Raw genomic sequence first — 19051 nt, 5'->3', positions numbered from 1 at the left:
TTTAAACCTCAATATTAATCGTTTTAATTTTTTGAATAGTCTTATTTAAAGCCATAATCTCGCTATCCATTTGACCGTACAGCAAACTGCTTGGTGCTTGTGTATCTCGTGCTCGTTGTAATCGTTGTACTGCTTTTTTCATCTTCTCTGCACTGACAGCATCAAACACTGCATGTGCACAACTTAGACAGCTCGTAATAGCCGTAAAAGAAATTTTTTCGCAAGAATCAGGGTTGGTACAAGCCCCAAAAAGGCTAGGTTTATAGGCGATTTCACCTTTTTTCATGCGCTTAATGGCCTCATCACGATTAGGAAAAACCTTCAACAATTGCTCACGGTCTTTTTGCAGCTGCAAATAGGTTCCTGCACCACCCAACAAACGACTGGAACTATGAATCACACCTTCCTCAAACTGTGCATAGGAGTGTACTAAACGCTGATATTCAAGCTCTTGAAGAAACTCTTTTTGGCTATCGCTGGCTAAAATATTGGGAGCAAATACTGAGTTCTCCCGATAATATAACGTCATCGCTTCAGTTAAATGCTTATATTGAACTGACAAAGCCCCCAAACCGATCACACCTGAACGCGCACCATATACTGCTAAAGAACGCCGAAATTGATGAGTACAGATATTCCAATATTTGCCAATCTGACAGTCTTTTTCGTCCCGCCAGTTGCGGAAAGCATCGAAAGCTTCTAGTTCGGCTAAATCACTTTCACAGATTCTTAATGCTTTCCCGAACATCGTTAAAATCGCAGATCGATAAAGATTAAAATTGGATTGCGTTCGCGTCGGAGCACCTGAAAAATTGGAAATAAAATCCGTTTCGTTTTTAATATTTCGATTATTTTTATTTCGATGCTTTTGCGAGTAAAGCGTTGGAAATAATGGGTATTCAGCAGGATTAGACATATCATAATGTGGATTGAGCAAAGCATAGATTTCACCAATACTTTGCGCTGCACGTACGCCAAACTGAATATCTTCAAACGTGATCCAATAGGTCGATTTATTACCGCCACCATGTAACTTAGAGGTGTGACCCATCAACACATGCACACGATGTTCATTGCTCTGAACGGTTTGATAGCAGTCATAAGACAGCTGATTCACTTCGTTATCCCGCATACCTGTGAATAAATGAATCCAAAGTTTGGCCATACCTTGAATTATCGTCATATAACGAGTGAGATTGGCATGTTTTTCAATCTGATGATTTTCAAAAAGCTGAGTTAAACCCAGCAAATCACGAGCATCGTCGAAACTTATTGTTCGTTTAGCACGCTTAAACTCCACAGGCATCAGGGCAAAATTGGCATCCTGCTGAATACGCTGAAACCATTGTAATAAGGCAGGTGCATTTTGATTAAATTCATTCAATTTATCGGCTAAAGCATTAATTAAAGCGATATAAAGCCGTGAAGGAATAACTTTGGTTTGCGGGCCGACTTTACCTGATCGCAATCTGAGTTGAGCCGCTAACTTTGCTAAATGCTCAATCAGTTGATATGTACTAAAAGCTGGGATCAATGAGGGATACTGCTGTTGCAGAGTAAAACAATCGGTTAAAAATGCTTTGATGCGCAAGGCGGTTGGATAACTCAAGCCAGCATAAGCATCATTGACTTTCGATAGATAAGCGACATCACCAAATAACTGCTGCAACGTACAACCATTCTTGTATGCAAGTCGTGCAAACTGACGCAATGCAAGATGGCGCTGCTCAATACTTTTAATAATCGACTTACCAGTTTTAACGTACAATAACGCAAAGATGATTTTTTTCATTTCTGTACGTATTTGACAGAAGAGAAAATTATCTTCACGAGCATTTTCAAGCCAGCTATCAAAATTCAGGCGACAGTGGCACTTCGGCAAATAGGGTGAAAGATCCCAAACATTGTCTGCATAAACCGATAATATTGCACCGCTTTTCATTCGAGACAATACAAAAGAGGCTGGAACAGTCAGCTGATGATTCTGTAACCGATATTCATCGGGTAAAAACTGCTCAGCAACGCCACTGGCATATAAATACGAATTAAATGAACTCATGCGATCCACCCCAAATCAAGTAATAATTCAAAATGATTGAGCCAATAGGCATCTAAATCACCGCTTTCCACTTCTTCTTGAATTGAAAAAATACGGTCATGTAGATTTTCATAAGTGTTTGATAAATCATTAAGTACTTCGTCAATTCGGTGTAGTACAACACCGAACTGCTGTTCCCATTTGATCAAATCCGTGGCTTTTTGTTTGACATAACCAAGTAGACTTTTCAGTGATAAAAGCTTACGAATATCCGTATCATCGGCATGGATTGCATAGTGATGACAGAACAAGCAATGCTCAAATTGCTGGCAGTTTGGGGTTGGCGCTTGTGCAGTAAAACCAAGTGCTTTTTCAGGCTGTGGCGTTGCTGTCACACATGCACCGACAGGTAAGGTTTGAACATCAACAGGCTGATCTATCGTTTGTACCGAAATTCGCTCAAGCGTTCGAGTTTGTGCGACTGCAACATCTCTCAGCTCATTAAAGAACAGTGAAATTTGCTGAGCTGCATCTTTAAATGACGTACGTGCATAATTATTTCTTGCTGTATCGAGTGAGTGACCCATAACTTCAGCTTCAAGCAGTAAATCACCATCACTTAACTCAACGGTTTGACTGCTTTTATGCTTACGCCACTGTTGTGGTGTAATCCAAACCATTTGAGGAAAAATGCGTTGTAAAAAGCTTTTTATATTTTGCAATTTATTATGTCCAATCGGCACAAGCCTTCGAATTTCATTACGTTGTGGAAAGACAAAATCACAGGTTTCATCTTGGATATACCATGCTCTAAGTTCTAAAATTTGTCTAAAAACAGGTTCAAATGTCACCCCAAACTCAGGCCGAACTTCTTTCCCTCCAGCACGACTTTTTGTTCCTGAGAATCTCCGCCCCTGAGTTGAGGGCAAGATTTCCATCGTATCTAGCTGTAACTGCTGAGCTGTGTCTAAATTAGCCCCCGTTTGTGTGATAAACAACAACATGCCGATGCAAAGACCATAGGAGGCAAGTCGCTCTCGCTCCATATGTCGTTTATCTTTATTACGCTCTTCAAGCTTACGAATCGCTTGATTACGATTTTCACGTAAGCGCTTTCGATGCTCACTATCTTCAGCAAGCCCGAAATCCACCAACATTTTTGAAAAATCGGGAATAGCTGAATATTTAGACAAATAGCTGTGCATATCAAACTGAATATGTTGTTTTTCAATTTGATGATTAAAGCCTGAGTAAAAATAGAACTCTTCCTGATCCACGGATTGAAAGTGCGCGGGAAAGTTACCCTTCTGGACAACGATACGATGGATTTCCGAAAATACATTCAACAAAGTTGCATACGTTTTTTGATGATCCTCCTGTGCAATTGGTAAAACGGGAACATCATAACGCTGCGACTGTACTTGCATCGCTTGACTAGCAATATCAATTTCATGACAATCAAATACATATGCGATCAGTTTTGCAACATAACGCTGATACTGCTTTGCGGTATGCGCAGCCAAGTTATCGTCATCAGTATCCGCAAGCAGAGTCCGATCTACTAAATATTTACTGTAACGACGATAGGCATCGATCACACTATCTTTATTGGATAAATCAAAATTTTTCTTTTGCTGATCAATCCAATCTAAAAATATTTTGATAATGAAATAGAACAACCCTTTTGATAGATCCGATCCATCCATTTGCAGTAGATAATCGGTAAAACATTTTAAAAAATAGCGTCTTTTTTCATCAAAAGAAGCAACAAGCTCATGGTCGGATATATCGGAAGAACATACTCTTTTAGCAAAAAAGAATGTACCGATGTCTAAAGTTCTAAAGGAAAATGAAGCTGTTTTATCTTTGATCACGAGTATGAGATGCTCATGTTCAGTAATCTGTTTATGAATATCAGTGATATTTACAAACAATGGAGTACGAATAAAATTCATGACAAATCTCCTGCTAAATCCACAGAAGATTTGACGTATTTCATCAAGCTAGACTCATACTCATGCTGAATTTTATTGCGCCATTGCAAGCGTGATTTATAGTTCAAATACTGCAAAGTCGTACTAATATTGCGATGCCCCATCCTAGCTTGCACATATTCGACCGCTATCATAGCCGAATGCCCTTCGGGTAAATGCTGTAACTGGCTTTCAAGCAGATTCATACCAAAGCTGGCACGTAAATCATGGAATTTAACGCTTGGAAATTGTGGATCAATTAGACGAATTTCAGGCAATAACACCATTTTAAAATAACTACGTACTGCTTCACCTTCATAGATTTTCAGTCGAGTCTCAAAGGAGTCAGATGCTTTGATCTTTTCAGTTAACTTCTGCTGTTCAGCTTTGCTGGTGTAGAAAGGTGTACCAAGCTTGGTGAGAAACACATAGTTTTCATCCGAGTCGCCATAATTTGATTTCTGTCTACGCAGACGCGCTTTCTCACTATTGATATAGATTTTAAGATCTTGTACTAACCAATTTGGAATCAAAAGTGTCATCGGCTTTTGAAATTTAGTGTCCACACCTGTACCCGCTCCAACGGGCAGACGAATAAAGCCATGACTATCAAGCTCACAACCAATTAAGTTTTTGATTCGCAAAGTACAAATCGTTTGTAAACGAGCACCTGTAAACAATGCAAGATAAAACATCAATTGATATTCACGTGATGATTTTTGCAGTGCTTTTAATATAACAGCCTGCTCTTCAACAGTAAGTGGGCTTAATTCACCACCGTCAATAATGGCTTCAGAATTCGGAGCCTTGGCTGGAACATGTATCGCAAGATCATGCGACTTAATTGCCATTTTTCGACGTGCGCCAAACTCATTATCCACGGCAATATATTTGTAGACATCTTTAAACGGTATGCCATAGCGCTGATGATCAACTAAGTCTTCTGTAACGAGAAATCGATAAAAATTCACTACCGCATTAATTCGATTACTCGCAGAGCGAGCTGAAATTAGACCTGCATTCGCTTGCTCAATAAGACGAGTGCGATATTTAAAAATCGCATTTGACTGTTTTAGTTTGTGGAACTTCAAACAGTCTAGTTGCTCATCTTCTAAAAAACGCTGAAAATCAACCAACTGATTGGCAATAGATGCAAATGTTTTAAAATCATACTGTATTGTTTGCTCAAGTTTTTTCAGCAAATACAGATTAAAAATTTCAGAAGGGTTGCCATCTCCCTGGATAATCACAGGGAATTCGAGATACGCATCACCATGTTTTTCGAACGCTGCATCATTTAAACGATCAGCTGCCTTTCTCAACGTCGATAACTGAAATTTTTTAATGGTCACAACTTTGGCTTTTGATTGGTAGCGTGACTGACCATTTTTAAGTTTAGTGCTCATTTTGAGCCTCCTGTTTATTAAAAACAGGCAAAAAGTGATCTTGAGATAGGATTGACAAAAATGTCCCTATTCATCAAAATACAAATGTCTGATCAGCAATGAAGACATCCATAAAAGCTCATGGTTACGACATGGGCTTTTATACTTTTTGCCGAATGAAAATAATTACTTTTTTGTCAATTCACTCTGTTCCTCCTTTCTTAATCGTTCCAATTCTGTAATAAAAAAAGCATTCATTGACTGATGTCTTTTCTTTGCCGTTTGTTTGGCCCAAGAAACTAAATCTGTGGGTAAGCGAAGATTTGTTTGTTTCATATGCAATAAACTACTTGTTAGCATATTGCTAACATAGCAATATGCTAACACTTATGTCAATTTTTTTTTTATAGCATAATGCTAGTACTAAAATTTCTAGTATTCATGGAATGTATGGGTAAAAAAGACATTCAATTTAACCTTCGAATTCCAGAAGAGTTAAAAAATAAAGTGGATGATGCTGCGAAAGCCAATCAACGTTCCATCAATGCTGAAGCAACTTCTCGGCTTTATGATTCATTCGTCATGAATGATAATATCCAAGTTGAAGCGGCAAAAATCGTTGAAAAATTTTTACGATCACACTCTCCTACAGAACGGAAAAAAGTAGTAGCTAAACGTTTAAATTTCGTATTAAGCGAATTAAAAAAAATTTATCATTTTAGAGAATTTACAATTGCTGAATTAGCTTTTGAGATACGTGAAGATACGGCTGATGAAGCTGAAGCATGGTTTAGGGCAGAATTAGAACCTACATTTGGACAACTGGAAAAAATAGCGCAACATACTTCAGTAAATCCAAACTGGTTACTCTTTGGTAAACAGACTCCATATGATATTCAACATACACGTTTGAATGAGTATTTAGAAAAAGATATAAAGCTGCTCTTAGGTTCAAATCCTAATAATGAATATTTAAATAACTCAAGGGTGAAAGAAATAAAGTTTATTCGAGAACTGTCAGAAACGGGGCAATTAATTATTCTTAAAATCTATGAAAATTATGCAGTTGAAACTTTTTCACCTCCATACCATATTAGCAATGTAAATGGTGATGGTGGATATAGATCATTGTTATATTTTTGCTTATTGACCAAAGTGTTACTGCGATATTACCACCCCAATGTATCTATACATAGCCACCTTCTTCCAGAAGAGCAGTTTAAACTTATTTTGACTGGAACAGTTCATCCCTTAACAATTGTAGAAAAATTACATCATATTCCTTGGATTGATGATTTAGCAGATAAACTTCCTGACGGAATTTTAGACTATTGGAATGGTTTTGATGTATTAAGAGCAAGAATAATTCAAGATTTTGCTAAAGAGAAATACATTCAGACGATTTGGAATGATCCTGAATTGCATCTAAAGCATCCTATTCAGCTTTAAAATAGCGATGGCGTATTACTGAATGTCATTCCTTTTTTCAGGTTCATTACTATATTCAAACAAGTCCTGCATATTACAATTAAAATATTTACACAAGGTATCTGCAACCGAAAGTTCAATTCGAATCGCACGATCATAATACAAATTCGTCAAGGTATTACGGTTAATACTAGTGGCATGCGCCACATCACTTAGCTTCAAAATTTTGCGTTCGCCCATCAGAGCGGATAATCTACATCTAATCATAACAACTCACAAAACAACATTTCAACCCATAGCAGGTTATTTTAACTTGATACCAAGTTCTATCTATGCTAATTTCAACCTGCAACAGGTTATTTTACATATCAAAGAAGCAAATTAACCTTCTTAAATATCATTATATATTGTTTCAAAGGAGTTTTAGCGATGAATAACTACTTTTCCCCAAAATTATCTGTTTCAGAAGAAGTCCGTTCGACTGCCGTTGCACTCATCAAAGAGTTTAATATTGACCGGACATTTGATTTAGCTTTGTTTCTAAATGTAAACCCCAATTTAAATGATCAAGATGCCGTTTTAGCTTGGGTTAATAATTTTTCGAAAATTCAACATGATCTTAACGATTTCAACCAAGTTCGTCGCCACTTCATGAAAAATTTTCCTAAAATCATGTTTACAAACTTTAGTGAATAAAACAAACAAAGGGAGATATAAATATCTCCTTTAATTTTTTACATCAATCTACTTCAGAATGAGACAATGCTCTTATGGTAATCTCAACTAAAAGTGAAACTTAATTTAATTGATTTTAAAAATATGGAATCATCTATAGAAACAGGTCATGTTGAGCCATCAGTCATTGCTTTTGACGTATTTGGTACACTTATAAAATAGGAGAAAGACGTTTCCCATATAGAAAATTAATGAAATAGCTGAAAGAAAATGGGTGACAACCAAAACCTGATGATGCTAAATTTATTATATCCCGCAATTTAAATTTGGTAGAACGTGTAAAGCTATTAGCAGCAAATATTCCAGACCAGTTTCTGCAAGAACTTGAACATGATTTAAATGAAGAATTACGGTCTATTGCACTATATGAAGATACCTTAACTACTTTGGAAGAATTAAAAAAAATTGGGGATTAAATTGGGATTATGCTAAAATTTAGCTATGCCATATGGAAAATTTTTTTCTTCATTATTACCTCCCCTTGATACTTATGCTTGGAGTTATGAAGTTGGTGTAATTAAACCTGGACCGAAAATCTATCAATCGCTAATTGACCAACTACGTTGCCAAACTTCAGAAGTTTTATTTATTGGGGACACAGCTCTTGGCTGATTTTACAGGGACAACAGCATTTGGCATGTCTGCTAGATTGATAGATCGTAAAAATGGTCAAAAATTGGCAGATATTTTAGTGGATATTATTGGCTGACAAGTATTTGCTCTCAGGACTGAGAAAAAATTATTTTTAAAAATATATGTAAGTTCAATCACTAAAATTAGTCTCCTTTCTTTAGTTTTTCTATATAAGCCTCGCATTGAGGAGGCAAACCAAGATTATATTTTAAAGCGATATCTACTCTAGCTGTCACATACTCGATATTTTGAATTTCACGCTGCTGAGCAAAAATTTGAATCGCAGGATGTAACTGTTCTGAGCAACTCGCATCATTACTAAAGTATTTTAGTATCTTGGTTTCATAAAAATAAATAGCAGCAAACAATCGACCATCTTCAAAAATAATCGCTGATGAAGCATCTAAACTGGATGCAGACCGACCTTCATAGTACAAAGCCTCATCTGTTTTCAACAAATAAGGCGCTGAGTAATGCTCAAAATGAGATTGAAATTTTTGATAATCATGCTTTAACAGCTTTTGAAGTTCTGTTTGAATTTTTTGATTTGAAGCAATTTGCGTAATTGATGAAATATCTGAATATTGATCTAAGTCTAACGCTTGTGCATGAATCAATGTAGGAAGAAACAAAAGAAGAGCAAAGGAATATTTCTGCTTCATAGCGGGAACGAGTCTGTCGTTTATTCGATGATGTCCATATGAGCTTACTTATGGAATGTTCATTTTATATGGACACTTATGGAGTATCAATAAGAGTAAAACCCTTTTGAGCGTTCATAACATTCTCCACAAATGTTTTGTTAATTTTTTATAAGCTTTTTAAGCTACTTTGTAATTAGCATGTATTATGCCAACTTTTATTATATTTATTTTCAAATAAAAAACAGCACTTTATTTCACTATTTAAAAATTTATTTTTGAGCATTGTATTTTTATGTAAAAAACTGACAAATATTGTCAGTTTCCCTCTTTCTAGTTCAACATGATTGGAGAATTACCCAACTCATCAGCTTTATCGTCTATTTTATTGGCATAGAAATGATCCAAAATAGTCCCAATTTGTATAACACCATCGACTAAAGCCTGCCGATACTGCTGCTGTGACATTTTTTCAATCATACCCTGGCAAACCTCATCCCACACTTGCTGTGTAGTAGCATCCTGTATCCCACGATCAATCACAATTTCAACTTTTCGCTCACACAAGTTTAAGTAAAGCAAAATTCCACTATTCAATTCGGTATCCCAGACACCCAGCTCAGCAAAGAGCTGTTTCGCACGTCCACGCGTGTCTAGATAATAAGCCTCACGAGCAGGCATATGCCCTTCGATTACTACCTGAATTTCCCCAATGTGCCCATGTTCAGCAGCAGCTACCGCTTGCGAAATCGCATGTTGATCTTGCTGATTAAAAAAGCGTTTACTCGCTGGCATGTGTAATAAATGCTTTAGCCAACGTTTAAAACTGGGTTGTACAACTTCATCTAGCTTTGGTTTAGTGATGATGTCCGTCGTTTCAGTTGTTGTTACCATGACCCTGATGCTCCTCCACCGCCGAAGCCGCCGCCTCCGCCACTATATCCACCCCCACCAAAACCACCGCCACCACGACCTCCACGCCCACCTCCGCCGCCAGAAGAGAGAAAGAGCTGAAATATCGTTTGGGCTAAGGTCGTGATGAGTAAAAAGAAAATACCGCCACCAATCAGTAAACTGGTGATTAAGCCTGCTCCATTTACCAAACCTGCCACGGTTCCTGCAACTGCAGCCGTCGAAGCACTTAAACGTTTACCCACCACAAATGAGCCAATTGCGCCAGCAATTAAGATAAATAAAGCCGTACTAAACGTTTTACTTTTGGCTTCCTGTTCGCGTATGGCTTGGTCTTGTCGTTCTTGTAGTTCTTGCGCCGCTTGGGCTGCAACTTCAGGATCAAGATTTAAAATACGCTCAATTTCAGCAAGCCCCGCATTGATCCCTTGAGCATACTGAGCTTGCTTAAAATACGGCGTGATTTGTTGGTTAATAATGCGATTCGCAATAATGTCAGGAATAACCCCCTCCAAACCATAACCTGTAAGAATCTGCATACGCCGATCATTAACGGCAATTGCAATCAGTAAACCGTTGTCCTGCTTTGCTGAACCGAGCTGCCATTGGTCTGCAATACGCATGGCAAAACCAAAAATATCCTCTTGACCTGTGGTCGGGACAATCACTACGCCTATTTGTGCTTTTCCTGTGTCATGCAAGGCACGAATTTTTTGGCCAATGGCTTGCTTATCTTCAGTACTTAAAATATGCGCTTGATCGATCACGGGTTCATTTAAGGTCGGCAACGTCCGTATCGATTCACCTTCTGCCATCTCATTGGCAACTGGTGATCGTGGCACGATATCAGTATTCGTCGAGCTTACATTATTAGAACTCGCCGCTTGCTGACCTTGAATAATTTTTCCAGTAATGGCTGTTTCAGCCCCATTGTCTGTCGCTGTACCAACCTCTGCCCATGTTAAAGAACTTAGACACAGCAGTACTGATAAAATGAATGCAACCACCCATGTATACGAAAACCGTAAGAACTGCTGCTGTCCTATCATACATTTACCCTATGCCCACGATTGCTTTAGATCACTGAAGTTTCAGTTAGTTAAATGACACCGTTGGTGCTTTTTGCGCGCTTTGCTCCGCACTAAAGTTCGGTTTGGTATCCATCCCAATCACCTTCGCGGTCATGACTTGTGGGAACTGACGTGCATAGGAGTTAAAATCTTGCACCGTGCTAATGTAGCGATTACGCGCCACAGCAATGCGGTTTTCGGTGCCTTCGAGTTGAACCTGCAAATCACGGAATTGCTCATTGGCTTTTAAGTCTGGATAGTTTTCTGAGACCGCAATTAAACGCGACAACGCACCTGTCATTTGCGCCTGCGCTTCTTGATATTTTTGGAATAATGCAGGGTCTTCTAATACTTCTTTATCGACTTTTAAACCCGCGACATTGGCACGTGCCTGTGTAACTTCGGTTAGGACTTGCTCTTCATGCTTGGCATACCCCTTCACCACATTCACCAAGTTCGGCACCAAATCTGCGCGGCGTTGATATTGGTTTTGTACTTCCGACCACGCAGCTGTAACCGCCTCATCTTTAACCTGTAAGGTATTATAACCACAGCCCGATAGCGTTAACGTGCTCGCAAGGGTAACAACGACAGCAGTTTTTTTCATAAAATTCATTCAGCTATCCTCTTTCTTTTGTATTTATTGCAATAACCTGATTGTAAACACATTTGATTATCCTTTTGTTGCTTTTAGTTAAAGTAGCTAAAAGTGAAAAAACCGAGTGATTTTCACTCGGTCTTTATTGCTCATTTTTATATTTAATACTAAACAACCGCGTGCAACTCCTGCTGAAAACCGTCTAGTTGATAATCTTCTATCAAACGGGTTTTCCAGTATTTCAACAACTGGCTGTAATCAATGTCAGAAGGATGGAAGTTGGTTTTGTAGTAAGACAGATATTCAGGCAGTAATTGCACAAACATCTTCGCCAGTAAATACAATCCAAACAGATTCCCGCCCAACTTCGGTATACTCTTTTTACGGTCTTGTAAAAATAAACGGCTGGCCGAGTAAAAAGTTAAACTGGCAAAGCCTGTTGTTACACTGCGCATGATTAAACGACGAATCTTGTCATCACCATAGACATCTTGATAAACATCGAACGCAACTGCACGATGCTCAATTTCTTCAATGGCATGCCACACCCAGAGTTTCACTGCATCATCATCCAAGGTGCTCAATACCTCAGGATGCCTTAAGATATAGCCGCCTAGAAGTGCCGTAAAATGCTCAAAAGCACAGGTAATTGCGAGCTGAATTTTAGGATGCAAGTTTTTCACATAATCATCTTTACGCGCCAACCATGCCTGAAAACGGTCGAGATTATAATCATCACGGCGCCATGCAGCATTAAATGCCGTGTGTGCTTGAGAATGCATCGCCTCTTGACCAATAAATGCCGCAATCTGCGCTTGCAGATTGTCATCCTTCACTTGGTCACGTACATTGCGTACGCTATGCACAAAGAACTGCTCATCGATAGGAAACGTCGAAGACAATGCCGTCAGCAAATGCGACATGAACGGTGAATTGGCAAAATAATGCCGACGAATGGCTTTGGGGTTGAATTGCAAACGTCGAATCGTAATACCCTGAGCTTTTGGACGATGTTGATATAGTTTTTCTGTCGTCACTTGAGTCATGTCTATTTCCTAACATTTAACCGAGCGATCTTCAGTATCTGAATTTAGAGACCGTTCACATATGGCAAAAATGCTTAGTACGTTTGCAAATTCGTCCATTTTTATCAGACTATCCACCAGATCTTTTTCGATTTATCCCGATCCACCCCTTTCATATCATCTCAGGCAAATAGTGATCATAAAAAAAACCCGCCGAAGCGGGTTTTTGTGTTGGACGATTTAGATTAAATGTCTAAATAATCCAAAATACCTTCAGCCGCTTGACGGCCTTCCCAAATCGCTGTGACAACAAGGTCTGAACCACGAACCATATCACCACCCGCAAAGATTTTCGGATTTGAGGTTTGGAATTTATAGGTTTGCTGTTCAGCTGCAACCACACGACCTGAACCATCAAGGTTAATATTCACATTTGTAAACCAATCCGCAGGGCTGGTACGGAAACCAAATGCCAATAACACTGCATCTGCAGGTAAAATTTCTTCTGAACCCGGAATTGGTTCTGGGCTGCGACGACCACGGCTATCAGGCTCGCCAAGTTGAGTTGTAACCACTTTCACGCCCGTAACTTTGCCATTTTCACCGACGATTTCAATCGGTTGACGGTTAAACAAGAAGTTCACACCTTCTTCTTTGGCATTTTGCACTTCACGACGTGAACCTGGCATATTTTCTTCGTCACGACGGTATGCACAGCTCACCACTTCCGCACCCTGACGAATAGAGGTACGGTTACAGTCCATTGCTGTGTCACCACCGCCAAGAACGATCACCTTTTTACCTTCAACACTAATGTACTCGCTTGGGTCTTTTTCCCAACCTTGAGTACGGTTGACATTGGCAATCAAGAAATCCAAGGCATCATAGACGCCATTAAGGTCTTCACCTGCGAAGCCACCTTTCATGTAGGTATAAGTACCCATACCCATGAACACCGCATCGTATTCAGTAAGCAATTGATCGATGGTGACATCTGTACCAATTTCAGTATTTAAACGGAATTCCACGCCCATGCCAGTGAAGATTTCACGGCGACGCTTCATCACATCTTTTTCCATTTTAAATTCTGGAATACCAAAAGTCAGTAGACCACCAATTTCAGGGCGTTTGTCGAATACTACAGGTTTAACCCCGCTACGCACCAAAATATCAGCACAGCCTAGACCCGCAGGGCCTGCACCAATGATCGCGACTTTTTTGTCTGTCCATTTTACTGAAGACATATCTGGACGCCAGCCCAATGCAAACGCGGTGTCATTGATGTATTTTTCAGCATTACCAATCGTCACTGCACCAAAACCATCGTTTAAGGTACAAGCCCCTTCACATAAACGGTCTTGCGGACAAACACGACCACATACTTCTGGTAGCGTGTTGGTTTGGTGACACAGCTCTGCTGCTTGGAAAATACGGCCTTCAGCAATTAACTTCAACCAGTTTGGAATATAGTTATGTACTGGACATTTCCATTCACAATATGGGTTACCACACTCTAAACAGCGGTGGGTCTGATTTGCTGCCACTTCCGCTGTAAAAGGTTTATAAATTTCCACAAACTCTGCTTTGCGGACATGAATCTCTTTTTTCTCTGGATCTTGGCGTGCTACATCCAGAAATTGAAAGTCATTGTTTAGGCGCTCTGCCATGTCTCTCTCCGTGGGTAGGTGCAGCCCGTTTATCTATCGTCTGCACCTGCCTATGTATCAGCAGTAGTGGAATTATTGTGGATCAGCTTGAGTGGTTTTCAACAAGGTCTGTAAATTGGCTGCTTTCGGTTTCACCAACCAGAATTTACGACTGTAGAAATCAAACTCATTACGGATCTTGTACGCCCAAGCACTACCAGTCTCAGCAATGTGTTCATCTAAGATACGGCTTAAGAACTCTTTATGTTCTTCCATCGATTCAGTCGAAATACGATTCAGCTCAATCAGCTCGTGGTTGTAATGATCAACGAAGTCATTATCAAGGTCAAGAACGTAAGCAAAACCGCCTGTCATCCCTGCACCGAAGTTATGACCCACTTTACCAAGTACGGTCACGATACCGCCTGTCATATATTCACAACAGTGATCGCCCGCACCTTCAATTACAGCGAAAGCACCCGAGTTACGTACTGCAAAACGCTCACCTGCTGTACCTGCTGCGAACAACTTACCACCCGTTGCACCATATAAACAGGTGTTACCAATGATTGCAGTTTCTTGGGTTTGGAAAGGTGAACCTTTTGGCGGGAAGATCGACACACGACCACCTGCCATGCCTTTACCCACGTAGTCGTTCGCATCACCCTCTAAACGAATGTGCAAACCACCTGCGTTCCAAACACCGAGGGATTGACCCGCAGTACCCACCAAGTTCATCTTCACTGGGTGCGCTTCCATGCTGAGGTTGCCATAACGACGCGCAATCTCACCTGAAATACGTGCACCAATTGAACGGTCACAGTTACCAATGGTGAAGTGATATTCCCCAGTGGTCCCAGCTTCAATTGCTGGCAACATTTCAGCAACCATTTTCTCAGCAAGCAAGCCTTTATCGAATGGAGCATTGCCTTGTACTTCACAGTACTGTGCCTTGCCTTGTGCAGAAGGATGTGACTCCAGTAATGCACTCAAATCAAGGTGCGCGTGTTTCTCCGTTTCACCTGGAAGCATTTCAAGCAAGTCTGTACGACCAATCAAGTCTTTCACGCTTGCAACACCCAATGCTGCCAACCACTCACGTGTTTCTTCAGCAATAAATGTGAAGAAGTTAATGAGCATTTGTGGCTCGCCAATATAGTGTTCTTGACGTAGATGATCTTGTTGCGTTGCTACACCCGTTGCACAATTGTTGAGGTGACAAATACGTAAGTATTTGCAACCCAAAGCAATCATTGGCGTCGAACCAAAGCCAAAACTTTCAGCACCTAAAATGGCCGCTTTAACCACATCTAGGCCTGTTTTCAAACCACCATCGGTTTGAACACGAACTTTACCACGCAAGTCATTCACACGAAGTGCTTGATGTGCTTCAGAAAGACCCAACTCCCACGGTGAACCCGCATGGTGAATTGAAGACAATGGTGATGCTGCTGTACCACCGTCATAACCTGAAATGGTAATGAAGTCGGCATAGGCTTTTGCCACGCCTGCAGCAATGGTACCTACACCAGGCTCAGACACCAGTTTCACGGAAACCATCGCTTGAGGATTGACTTGTTTTAAGTCAAAGATCAGTTGTGATAAATCTTCAATTGAATAAATATCATGGTGCGGTGGCGGAGAAATTAGGGTCACACCTGGTACCGAATAACGTAAACGTGCAATTAAGCCATTCACTTTACCCCCTGGTAATTGACCACCTTCACCCGGTTTAGCCCCTTGCGCTACTTTAATCTGCAAAACTTCAGCAGAGGTTAAATAAGCAGGCGTTACACCAAAACGACCTGATGCAATCTGTTTGATTTTCGAGTTACGAATGGTACCATAACGCGCTGGATCTTCACCGCCCTCACCAGAGTTTGAACGGCCGCCAATGGTGTTCATCGCAATCGCAATCGCCTCATGCGCTTCAGGAGACAATGCACCCAATGACATGCCTGCAGAGTCGAAGCGCGGTAAAATCGCTTCTACAGACTCCACTTGATCCAGAGCAATCGAGTTATCTGTTTTTAACTTTAATAGGTCACGAATTGTTGCCACTGGACGGTTATTCACCAGCTCAGCATATTCTTTAAAGTCTGCATATTGACCAGAACGCACTGATTTATGCAAAGCATTGATCACATCTGGGTTGAATGCATGGTATTCCTTGTCGAAGACAAATTTCAGCAAACCACCTTGGTCGATTGGTTTACGTGTTTTCCATGCAGTATCGGCCAATTTCTTTTGGTCATTTTCAAGGTCAACAAAGGTTGCACCTTTGATACGGCTCGGTACACCCGTGAAGCATTTTGAAACCACTTCTTCAGACAGACCCACCGCTTCAAACAACTGACCACCACGGTAAGAGGCCACCGTAGAAATACCCATTTTTGAAAGGACTTTTAACAAGCCTTTTTCAATGCCTTTACGGAAATTCACTTGCGCTTGGATTGGGTCACCCAATAGCTCACCTTTTGCAACCAAGTCATTGATCACATCATAAGCAAGGTAAGGATAAATTGCTGTCGCACCAAAGCCTAGAATAACCGCAAATTGATGCGGATCACGCGCCAATGCTGTTTCAACAATAATGTTGGCATCCGTACGTAAACCGACATTAATTAAATAGTGATGCACAGCACCTGTTGCCATTAATGCATTGGCAGGCAAGAAACCTTGACGAATTTTCTTATCAGACAACACCAACAAGGTTTTGCCGTCACGAATCGCTTGCGCTGCTTCTTCACAGATACGCGCAATTGCAGCTTCTAGACCTTCATCTTCCGCATAATTTAAATCGATATCTGCAATTTCATAACCCTTACGACCCAACGTACGGACTTGATGCATTTTCGAATTTGACAACACTGGGCTTGAAATAATCAAACGATCTGCATGCTCAGGGCTTTGTTCAAAAACGTTCTGCTCACGGCCTAAACATGTTTCCAATGACATTACAATCGATTCACGTAATGGGTCGATTGGTGGGTTAGTGACCTGAGCAAACTGTTGACGGAAGTAATCCGATACATGACGCACTTGGCGAGACAAAACTGCCATTGGCGTATCATCACCCATTGAGCCCACTGCTTCCTGACCGCTTTCAGCGATTGGGCGAAGCAATTGGTCACGCTCTTCAAAGGTCACCATAAACATTTTTTGTGATGCTTTAAGGTCGTCGCCTTTTAAGCCTTGATCACATAAATATTCTTCAAGCTCTGGACTACCTTGTACACGGACTGAGTTTTCACGTAACCATTCACGGTAAGGACGCATTTTTTTCAAATGCGTGCTGACATCTTTAGTGTCGAGCATTTTACCTGTGAAAGTATCAATCACCAGAATTTGACCTGGACCGACACGACCTTTAGAAATCACGTCTTCAGGCTCGTAGCCCCATACACCAATTTCAGACGCCAGTGTGATGTAACCGTTTTTGGTAATCACCCAACGTGCTGGACGTAAACCATTACGGTCCAACATACAAATCGCATGACGACCATCTTGAATCACTAGACCAGCAGGGCCATCCCACGCTTCCATATGCTTCGAGTTAAACTCATAGAATGCACGTAAATCAGCATCTAAAGTTTCCACGTTCTGCCATGCTGGCGGAACCAACATACGCAGTGCACGGAACAAGTCCATACCGCCGCCCACAAGAATTTCAAGCATGTTATCTAAGCTTGAAGAATCCGAGCCAGTACGGTTCACGATTGGATTGAGCTCAGTTAAACCAGGCAATAATGGGTTTTCAAACTTTGGCGTACGCGCCATCGCCCAGTTACGGTTCGCAGTAATGGTATTAATTTCACCATTGTGTGCAAGATAACGGAATGGCTGAGCCAAAGGCCAACGCGGCAATGTATTGGTCGAGAAACGTTGGTGGAACACCACAATATGTGACTCAAGACGTGGGTCTGCCAAGTCTGTGTAGAAGTCAGCAATCGCTTCAGGCATCATCAAGCCTTTATAGCTAATCACTGTTGAACATAATGTGGTTACATAAAATGAAGGGTCATTAGTAAGCTGCTGTTCTGCACGGCGGCGTGCCAAGAAGAGTTTACGGTTAAACTCAACTTCAGACACACCCATTGGGCAGTTCACAATAATTTGCTCAAATGCAGGAAGTGACTGCATCGCAATCGAACCCAAAGCATCGTTATTGGTCGGGACCACACGCCACGCCAATACTCGGCAACCTTCAGATTCAATTTCTTTAGTTAGAATTTGTTTTGCATGTGCTGCAATTGCTGGATCGAGGCTTAAAAACACCGTGCCGACAGCAAAAACTTCACTGAGCGTAATATCACTGAGTTTTTTCGCTTCTTCACGGAAAAACTGTTTTGGCATTGCTAAGAGTAAACCGCAACCATCCCCTGTCTTACCATCTGCAGCAATACCACCGCGGTGGGTCATACAGCTCAGACTGTGCATAGCAGTCTTGACAAGATCATGGCTTGCATCACCCTGCATATGGGCGATTAAACCAAAACCACAGTTATCTTTAAACTCATCCGGTTGGTATAAACCTTGAGCGGGAGCTACAGTATTAGGCGATGGCATGTGCATAGCGTACCCTTCTTTCTACAGGCCCTGTCGGGCGTCTAACAATCTAATTACTTCTTGCCGATTCGTTCAATTGACTCATATTCAGATTCTGATTGAAGTACAGCATTTTTTCTTCACACCCAAGATAGACTGATTTTCGTCTTTATGCATGTCTTAATTGAAAAAATGTATGCAGCAGTCACGCACTTATTTAAGGCACTTGGCCGCTACTATTTCGCTCATAAATCGAATCTTTTTTGCGCCAAAACAGTGACATCAACTCAATTCATGCACCATTAAAGCAAGTTCTGTGCCAATTATTTATTTTGTGTGTTAAGCGCTTTAGTTTTATTAGGTTTGTGTTTTTTAAGTAAAAATAAAGTTCGAAGACAATCAATTTATTGCACTATATT

General features: G+C 40.6%; 13 protein-coding genes and 1 pseudogene. 3 read left to right on the top strand and 11 right to left on the bottom strand.

Going from position 1 to position 19051, the window contains the following annotated elements:
- Nucleotide 1: 1 nt before the first annotated feature.
- Genes AC0KVP_RS01435 through AC0KVP_RS01425 form a run of 3 tightly spaced genes read right to left on the bottom strand, consistent with a single transcriptional unit; the run spans nt 2 to nt 5417 of the window.
- Entirely contained in the window at nt 2-2059 is a 2058-nt protein-coding gene (locus AC0KVP_RS01435) for a hypothetical protein (RefSeq protein ID WP_473338411.1), read from the bottom strand.
- Nucleotides 2056-3993 carry a hypothetical protein gene (locus tag AC0KVP_RS01430; RefSeq protein WP_126035065.1) on the bottom strand — a complete coding sequence of 646 codons (1938 nt, stop codon included), beginning with the start codon at nt 3991-3993 and terminating at the stop codon, nt 2056-2058. Before AC0KVP_RS01430 ends, AC0KVP_RS01435 begins: the two co-directional genes overlap by 4 nt.
- Entirely contained in the window at nt 3990-5417 is a 1428-nt protein-coding gene (locus AC0KVP_RS01425) for a tyrosine-type recombinase/integrase (RefSeq protein WP_473338406.1), read from the bottom strand. The genes AC0KVP_RS01430 and AC0KVP_RS01425 overlap by 4 nt, the downstream gene beginning before the upstream one ends.
- A gap of 429 nt (nt 5418-5846) precedes the next feature.
- On the opposite strand from AC0KVP_RS01425, the gene AC0KVP_RS01420 reads away from it, so the two are divergent.
- A complete protein-coding gene (locus AC0KVP_RS01420; protein ID WP_017397242.1) occupies nt 5847-6845 on the top strand; it encodes an Arc family DNA-binding protein in 999 nt (332 codons plus the stop codon).
- Between the two features lie 15 nt (nt 6846-6860).
- Here AC0KVP_RS01420 and AC0KVP_RS01415 read toward each other — a convergent pair whose 3' ends face one another.
- Nucleotides 6861-7091, bottom strand: a complete 231-nt coding sequence (locus AC0KVP_RS01415) for a helix-turn-helix domain-containing protein (protein WP_004691483.1) — start codon at nt 7089-7091, stop codon at nt 6861-6863.
- A gap of 162 nt (nt 7092-7253) precedes the next feature.
- Between AC0KVP_RS01415 and AC0KVP_RS01410 the strand changes: the two genes are divergently transcribed.
- Nucleotides 7254-7520, top strand: a complete 267-nt coding sequence (locus AC0KVP_RS01410) for a hypothetical protein (RefSeq protein WP_004691484.1) — start codon at nt 7254-7256, stop codon at nt 7518-7520.
- A 123-nt stretch (nt 7521-7643) separates the two neighbouring features.
- Nucleotides 7644-8268 (top strand): annotated as a pseudogene (locus AC0KVP_RS01405) (HAD family hydrolase).
- 67 nt (nt 8269-8335) lie between these two features.
- Here the strand turns inward: AC0KVP_RS01405 and AC0KVP_RS01400 are convergent.
- From AC0KVP_RS01400 to gltB, 7 genes are all read right to left on the bottom strand, one after another.
- The gene (locus AC0KVP_RS01400) at nt 8336-8854 is read right to left on the bottom strand and encodes a hypothetical protein (RefSeq protein WP_004691485.1); all 519 of its coding nucleotides are present in this window, start codon (nt 8852-8854) and stop codon (nt 8336-8338) included.
- Between the two features lie 312 nt (nt 8855-9166).
- Complete coding sequence (locus AC0KVP_RS01395) at nt 9167-9727, bottom strand: TPM domain-containing protein (protein ID WP_473338400.1); 561 nt, start codon at nt 9725-9727, stop codon at nt 9167-9169.
- A complete protein-coding gene (locus AC0KVP_RS01390; protein ID WP_473338398.1) occupies nt 9721-10794 on the bottom strand; it encodes a TPM domain-containing protein in 1074 nt (357 codons plus the stop codon). The genes AC0KVP_RS01395 and AC0KVP_RS01390 overlap by 7 nt, the downstream gene beginning before the upstream one ends.
- A gap of 46 nt (nt 10795-10840) precedes the next feature.
- A complete protein-coding gene (locus AC0KVP_RS01385) occupies nt 10841-11431 on the bottom strand; it encodes a LemA family protein (RefSeq protein WP_125280904.1) in 591 nt (196 codons plus the stop codon).
- Nucleotides 11432-11580: 149 nt separating this feature from the next.
- Nucleotides 11581-12459, bottom strand: a complete 879-nt coding sequence (locus tag AC0KVP_RS01380) for a metal-dependent hydrolase (protein ID WP_473338395.1) — start codon at nt 12457-12459, stop codon at nt 11581-11583.
- Nucleotides 12460-12683: 224 nt separating this feature from the next.
- Nucleotides 12684-14105 (bottom strand): FAD-dependent oxidoreductase, encoded by a 1422-nt coding sequence (locus AC0KVP_RS01375; protein WP_473338393.1) that lies wholly within the window; start codon nt 14103-14105, stop codon nt 12684-12686.
- A gap of 72 nt (nt 14106-14177) precedes the next feature.
- Nucleotides 14178-18653 carry a glutamate synthase large subunit gene (gltB, locus tag AC0KVP_RS01370; RefSeq protein ID WP_473338391.1) on the bottom strand — a complete coding sequence of 1492 codons (4476 nt, stop codon included), beginning with the start codon at nt 18651-18653 and terminating at the stop codon, nt 14178-14180.
- Nucleotides 18654-19051 lie beyond the last annotated feature (398 nt).

The organism is Acinetobacter sp. DL27 (assembly GCF_055810995.1).
The sequence above is the reverse complement of the archived record's forward strand: the minus strand, read 5'-3'. Positions and strand labels throughout refer to the sequence as shown.

Bases quoted from the DNA above. Each gene is read 5' to 3' on its own strand.
- AC0KVP_RS01410 (WP_004691484.1), top strand. From the start codon at position 7,254: ATGAATAACTACTTTTCCCCAAAATTATCTGTTTCAGAAGAAGTCCGT.
- AC0KVP_RS01415 (WP_004691483.1), bottom strand. From the start codon at position 7,091: ATGATTAGATGTAGATTATCCGCTCTGATGGGCGAACGCAAAATTTTG.
- AC0KVP_RS01380 (WP_473338395.1), bottom strand. From the start codon at position 12,459: ATGACTCAAGTGACGACAGAAAAACTATATCAACATCGTCCAAAAGCT.
- gltB (WP_473338391.1), bottom strand. From the start codon at position 18,653: ATGCCATCGCCTAATACTGTAGCTCCCGCTCAAGGTTTATACCAACCG.
- AC0KVP_RS01375 (WP_473338393.1), bottom strand. From the start codon at position 14,105: ATGGCAGAGCGCCTAAACAATGACTTTCAATTTCTGGATGTAGCACGC.
- AC0KVP_RS01430 (WP_126035065.1), bottom strand. From the start codon at position 3,993: ATGAATTTTATTCGTACTCCATTGTTTGTAAATATCACTGATATTCAT.
- AC0KVP_RS01385 (WP_125280904.1), bottom strand. From the start codon at position 11,431: ATGAATTTTATGAAAAAAACTGCTGTCGTTGTTACCCTTGCGAGCACG.
- AC0KVP_RS01435 (WP_473338411.1), bottom strand. From the start codon at position 2,059: ATGAGTTCATTTAATTCGTATTTATATGCCAGTGGCGTTGCTGAGCAG.
- AC0KVP_RS01400 (WP_004691485.1), bottom strand. From the start codon at position 8,854: ATGAAGCAGAAATATTCCTTTGCTCTTCTTTTGTTTCTTCCTACATTG.
- AC0KVP_RS01390 (WP_473338398.1), bottom strand. From the start codon at position 10,794: ATGATAGGACAGCAGCAGTTCTTACGGTTTTCGTATACATGGGTGGTT.
- AC0KVP_RS01420 (WP_017397242.1), top strand. From the start codon at position 5,847: ATGGGTAAAAAAGACATTCAATTTAACCTTCGAATTCCAGAAGAGTTA.
- AC0KVP_RS01425 (WP_473338406.1), bottom strand. From the start codon at position 5,417: ATGAGCACTAAACTTAAAAATGGTCAGTCACGCTACCAATCAAAAGCC.
- AC0KVP_RS01395 (WP_473338400.1), bottom strand. From the start codon at position 9,727: ATGGTAACAACAACTGAAACGACGGACATCATCACTAAACCAAAGCTA.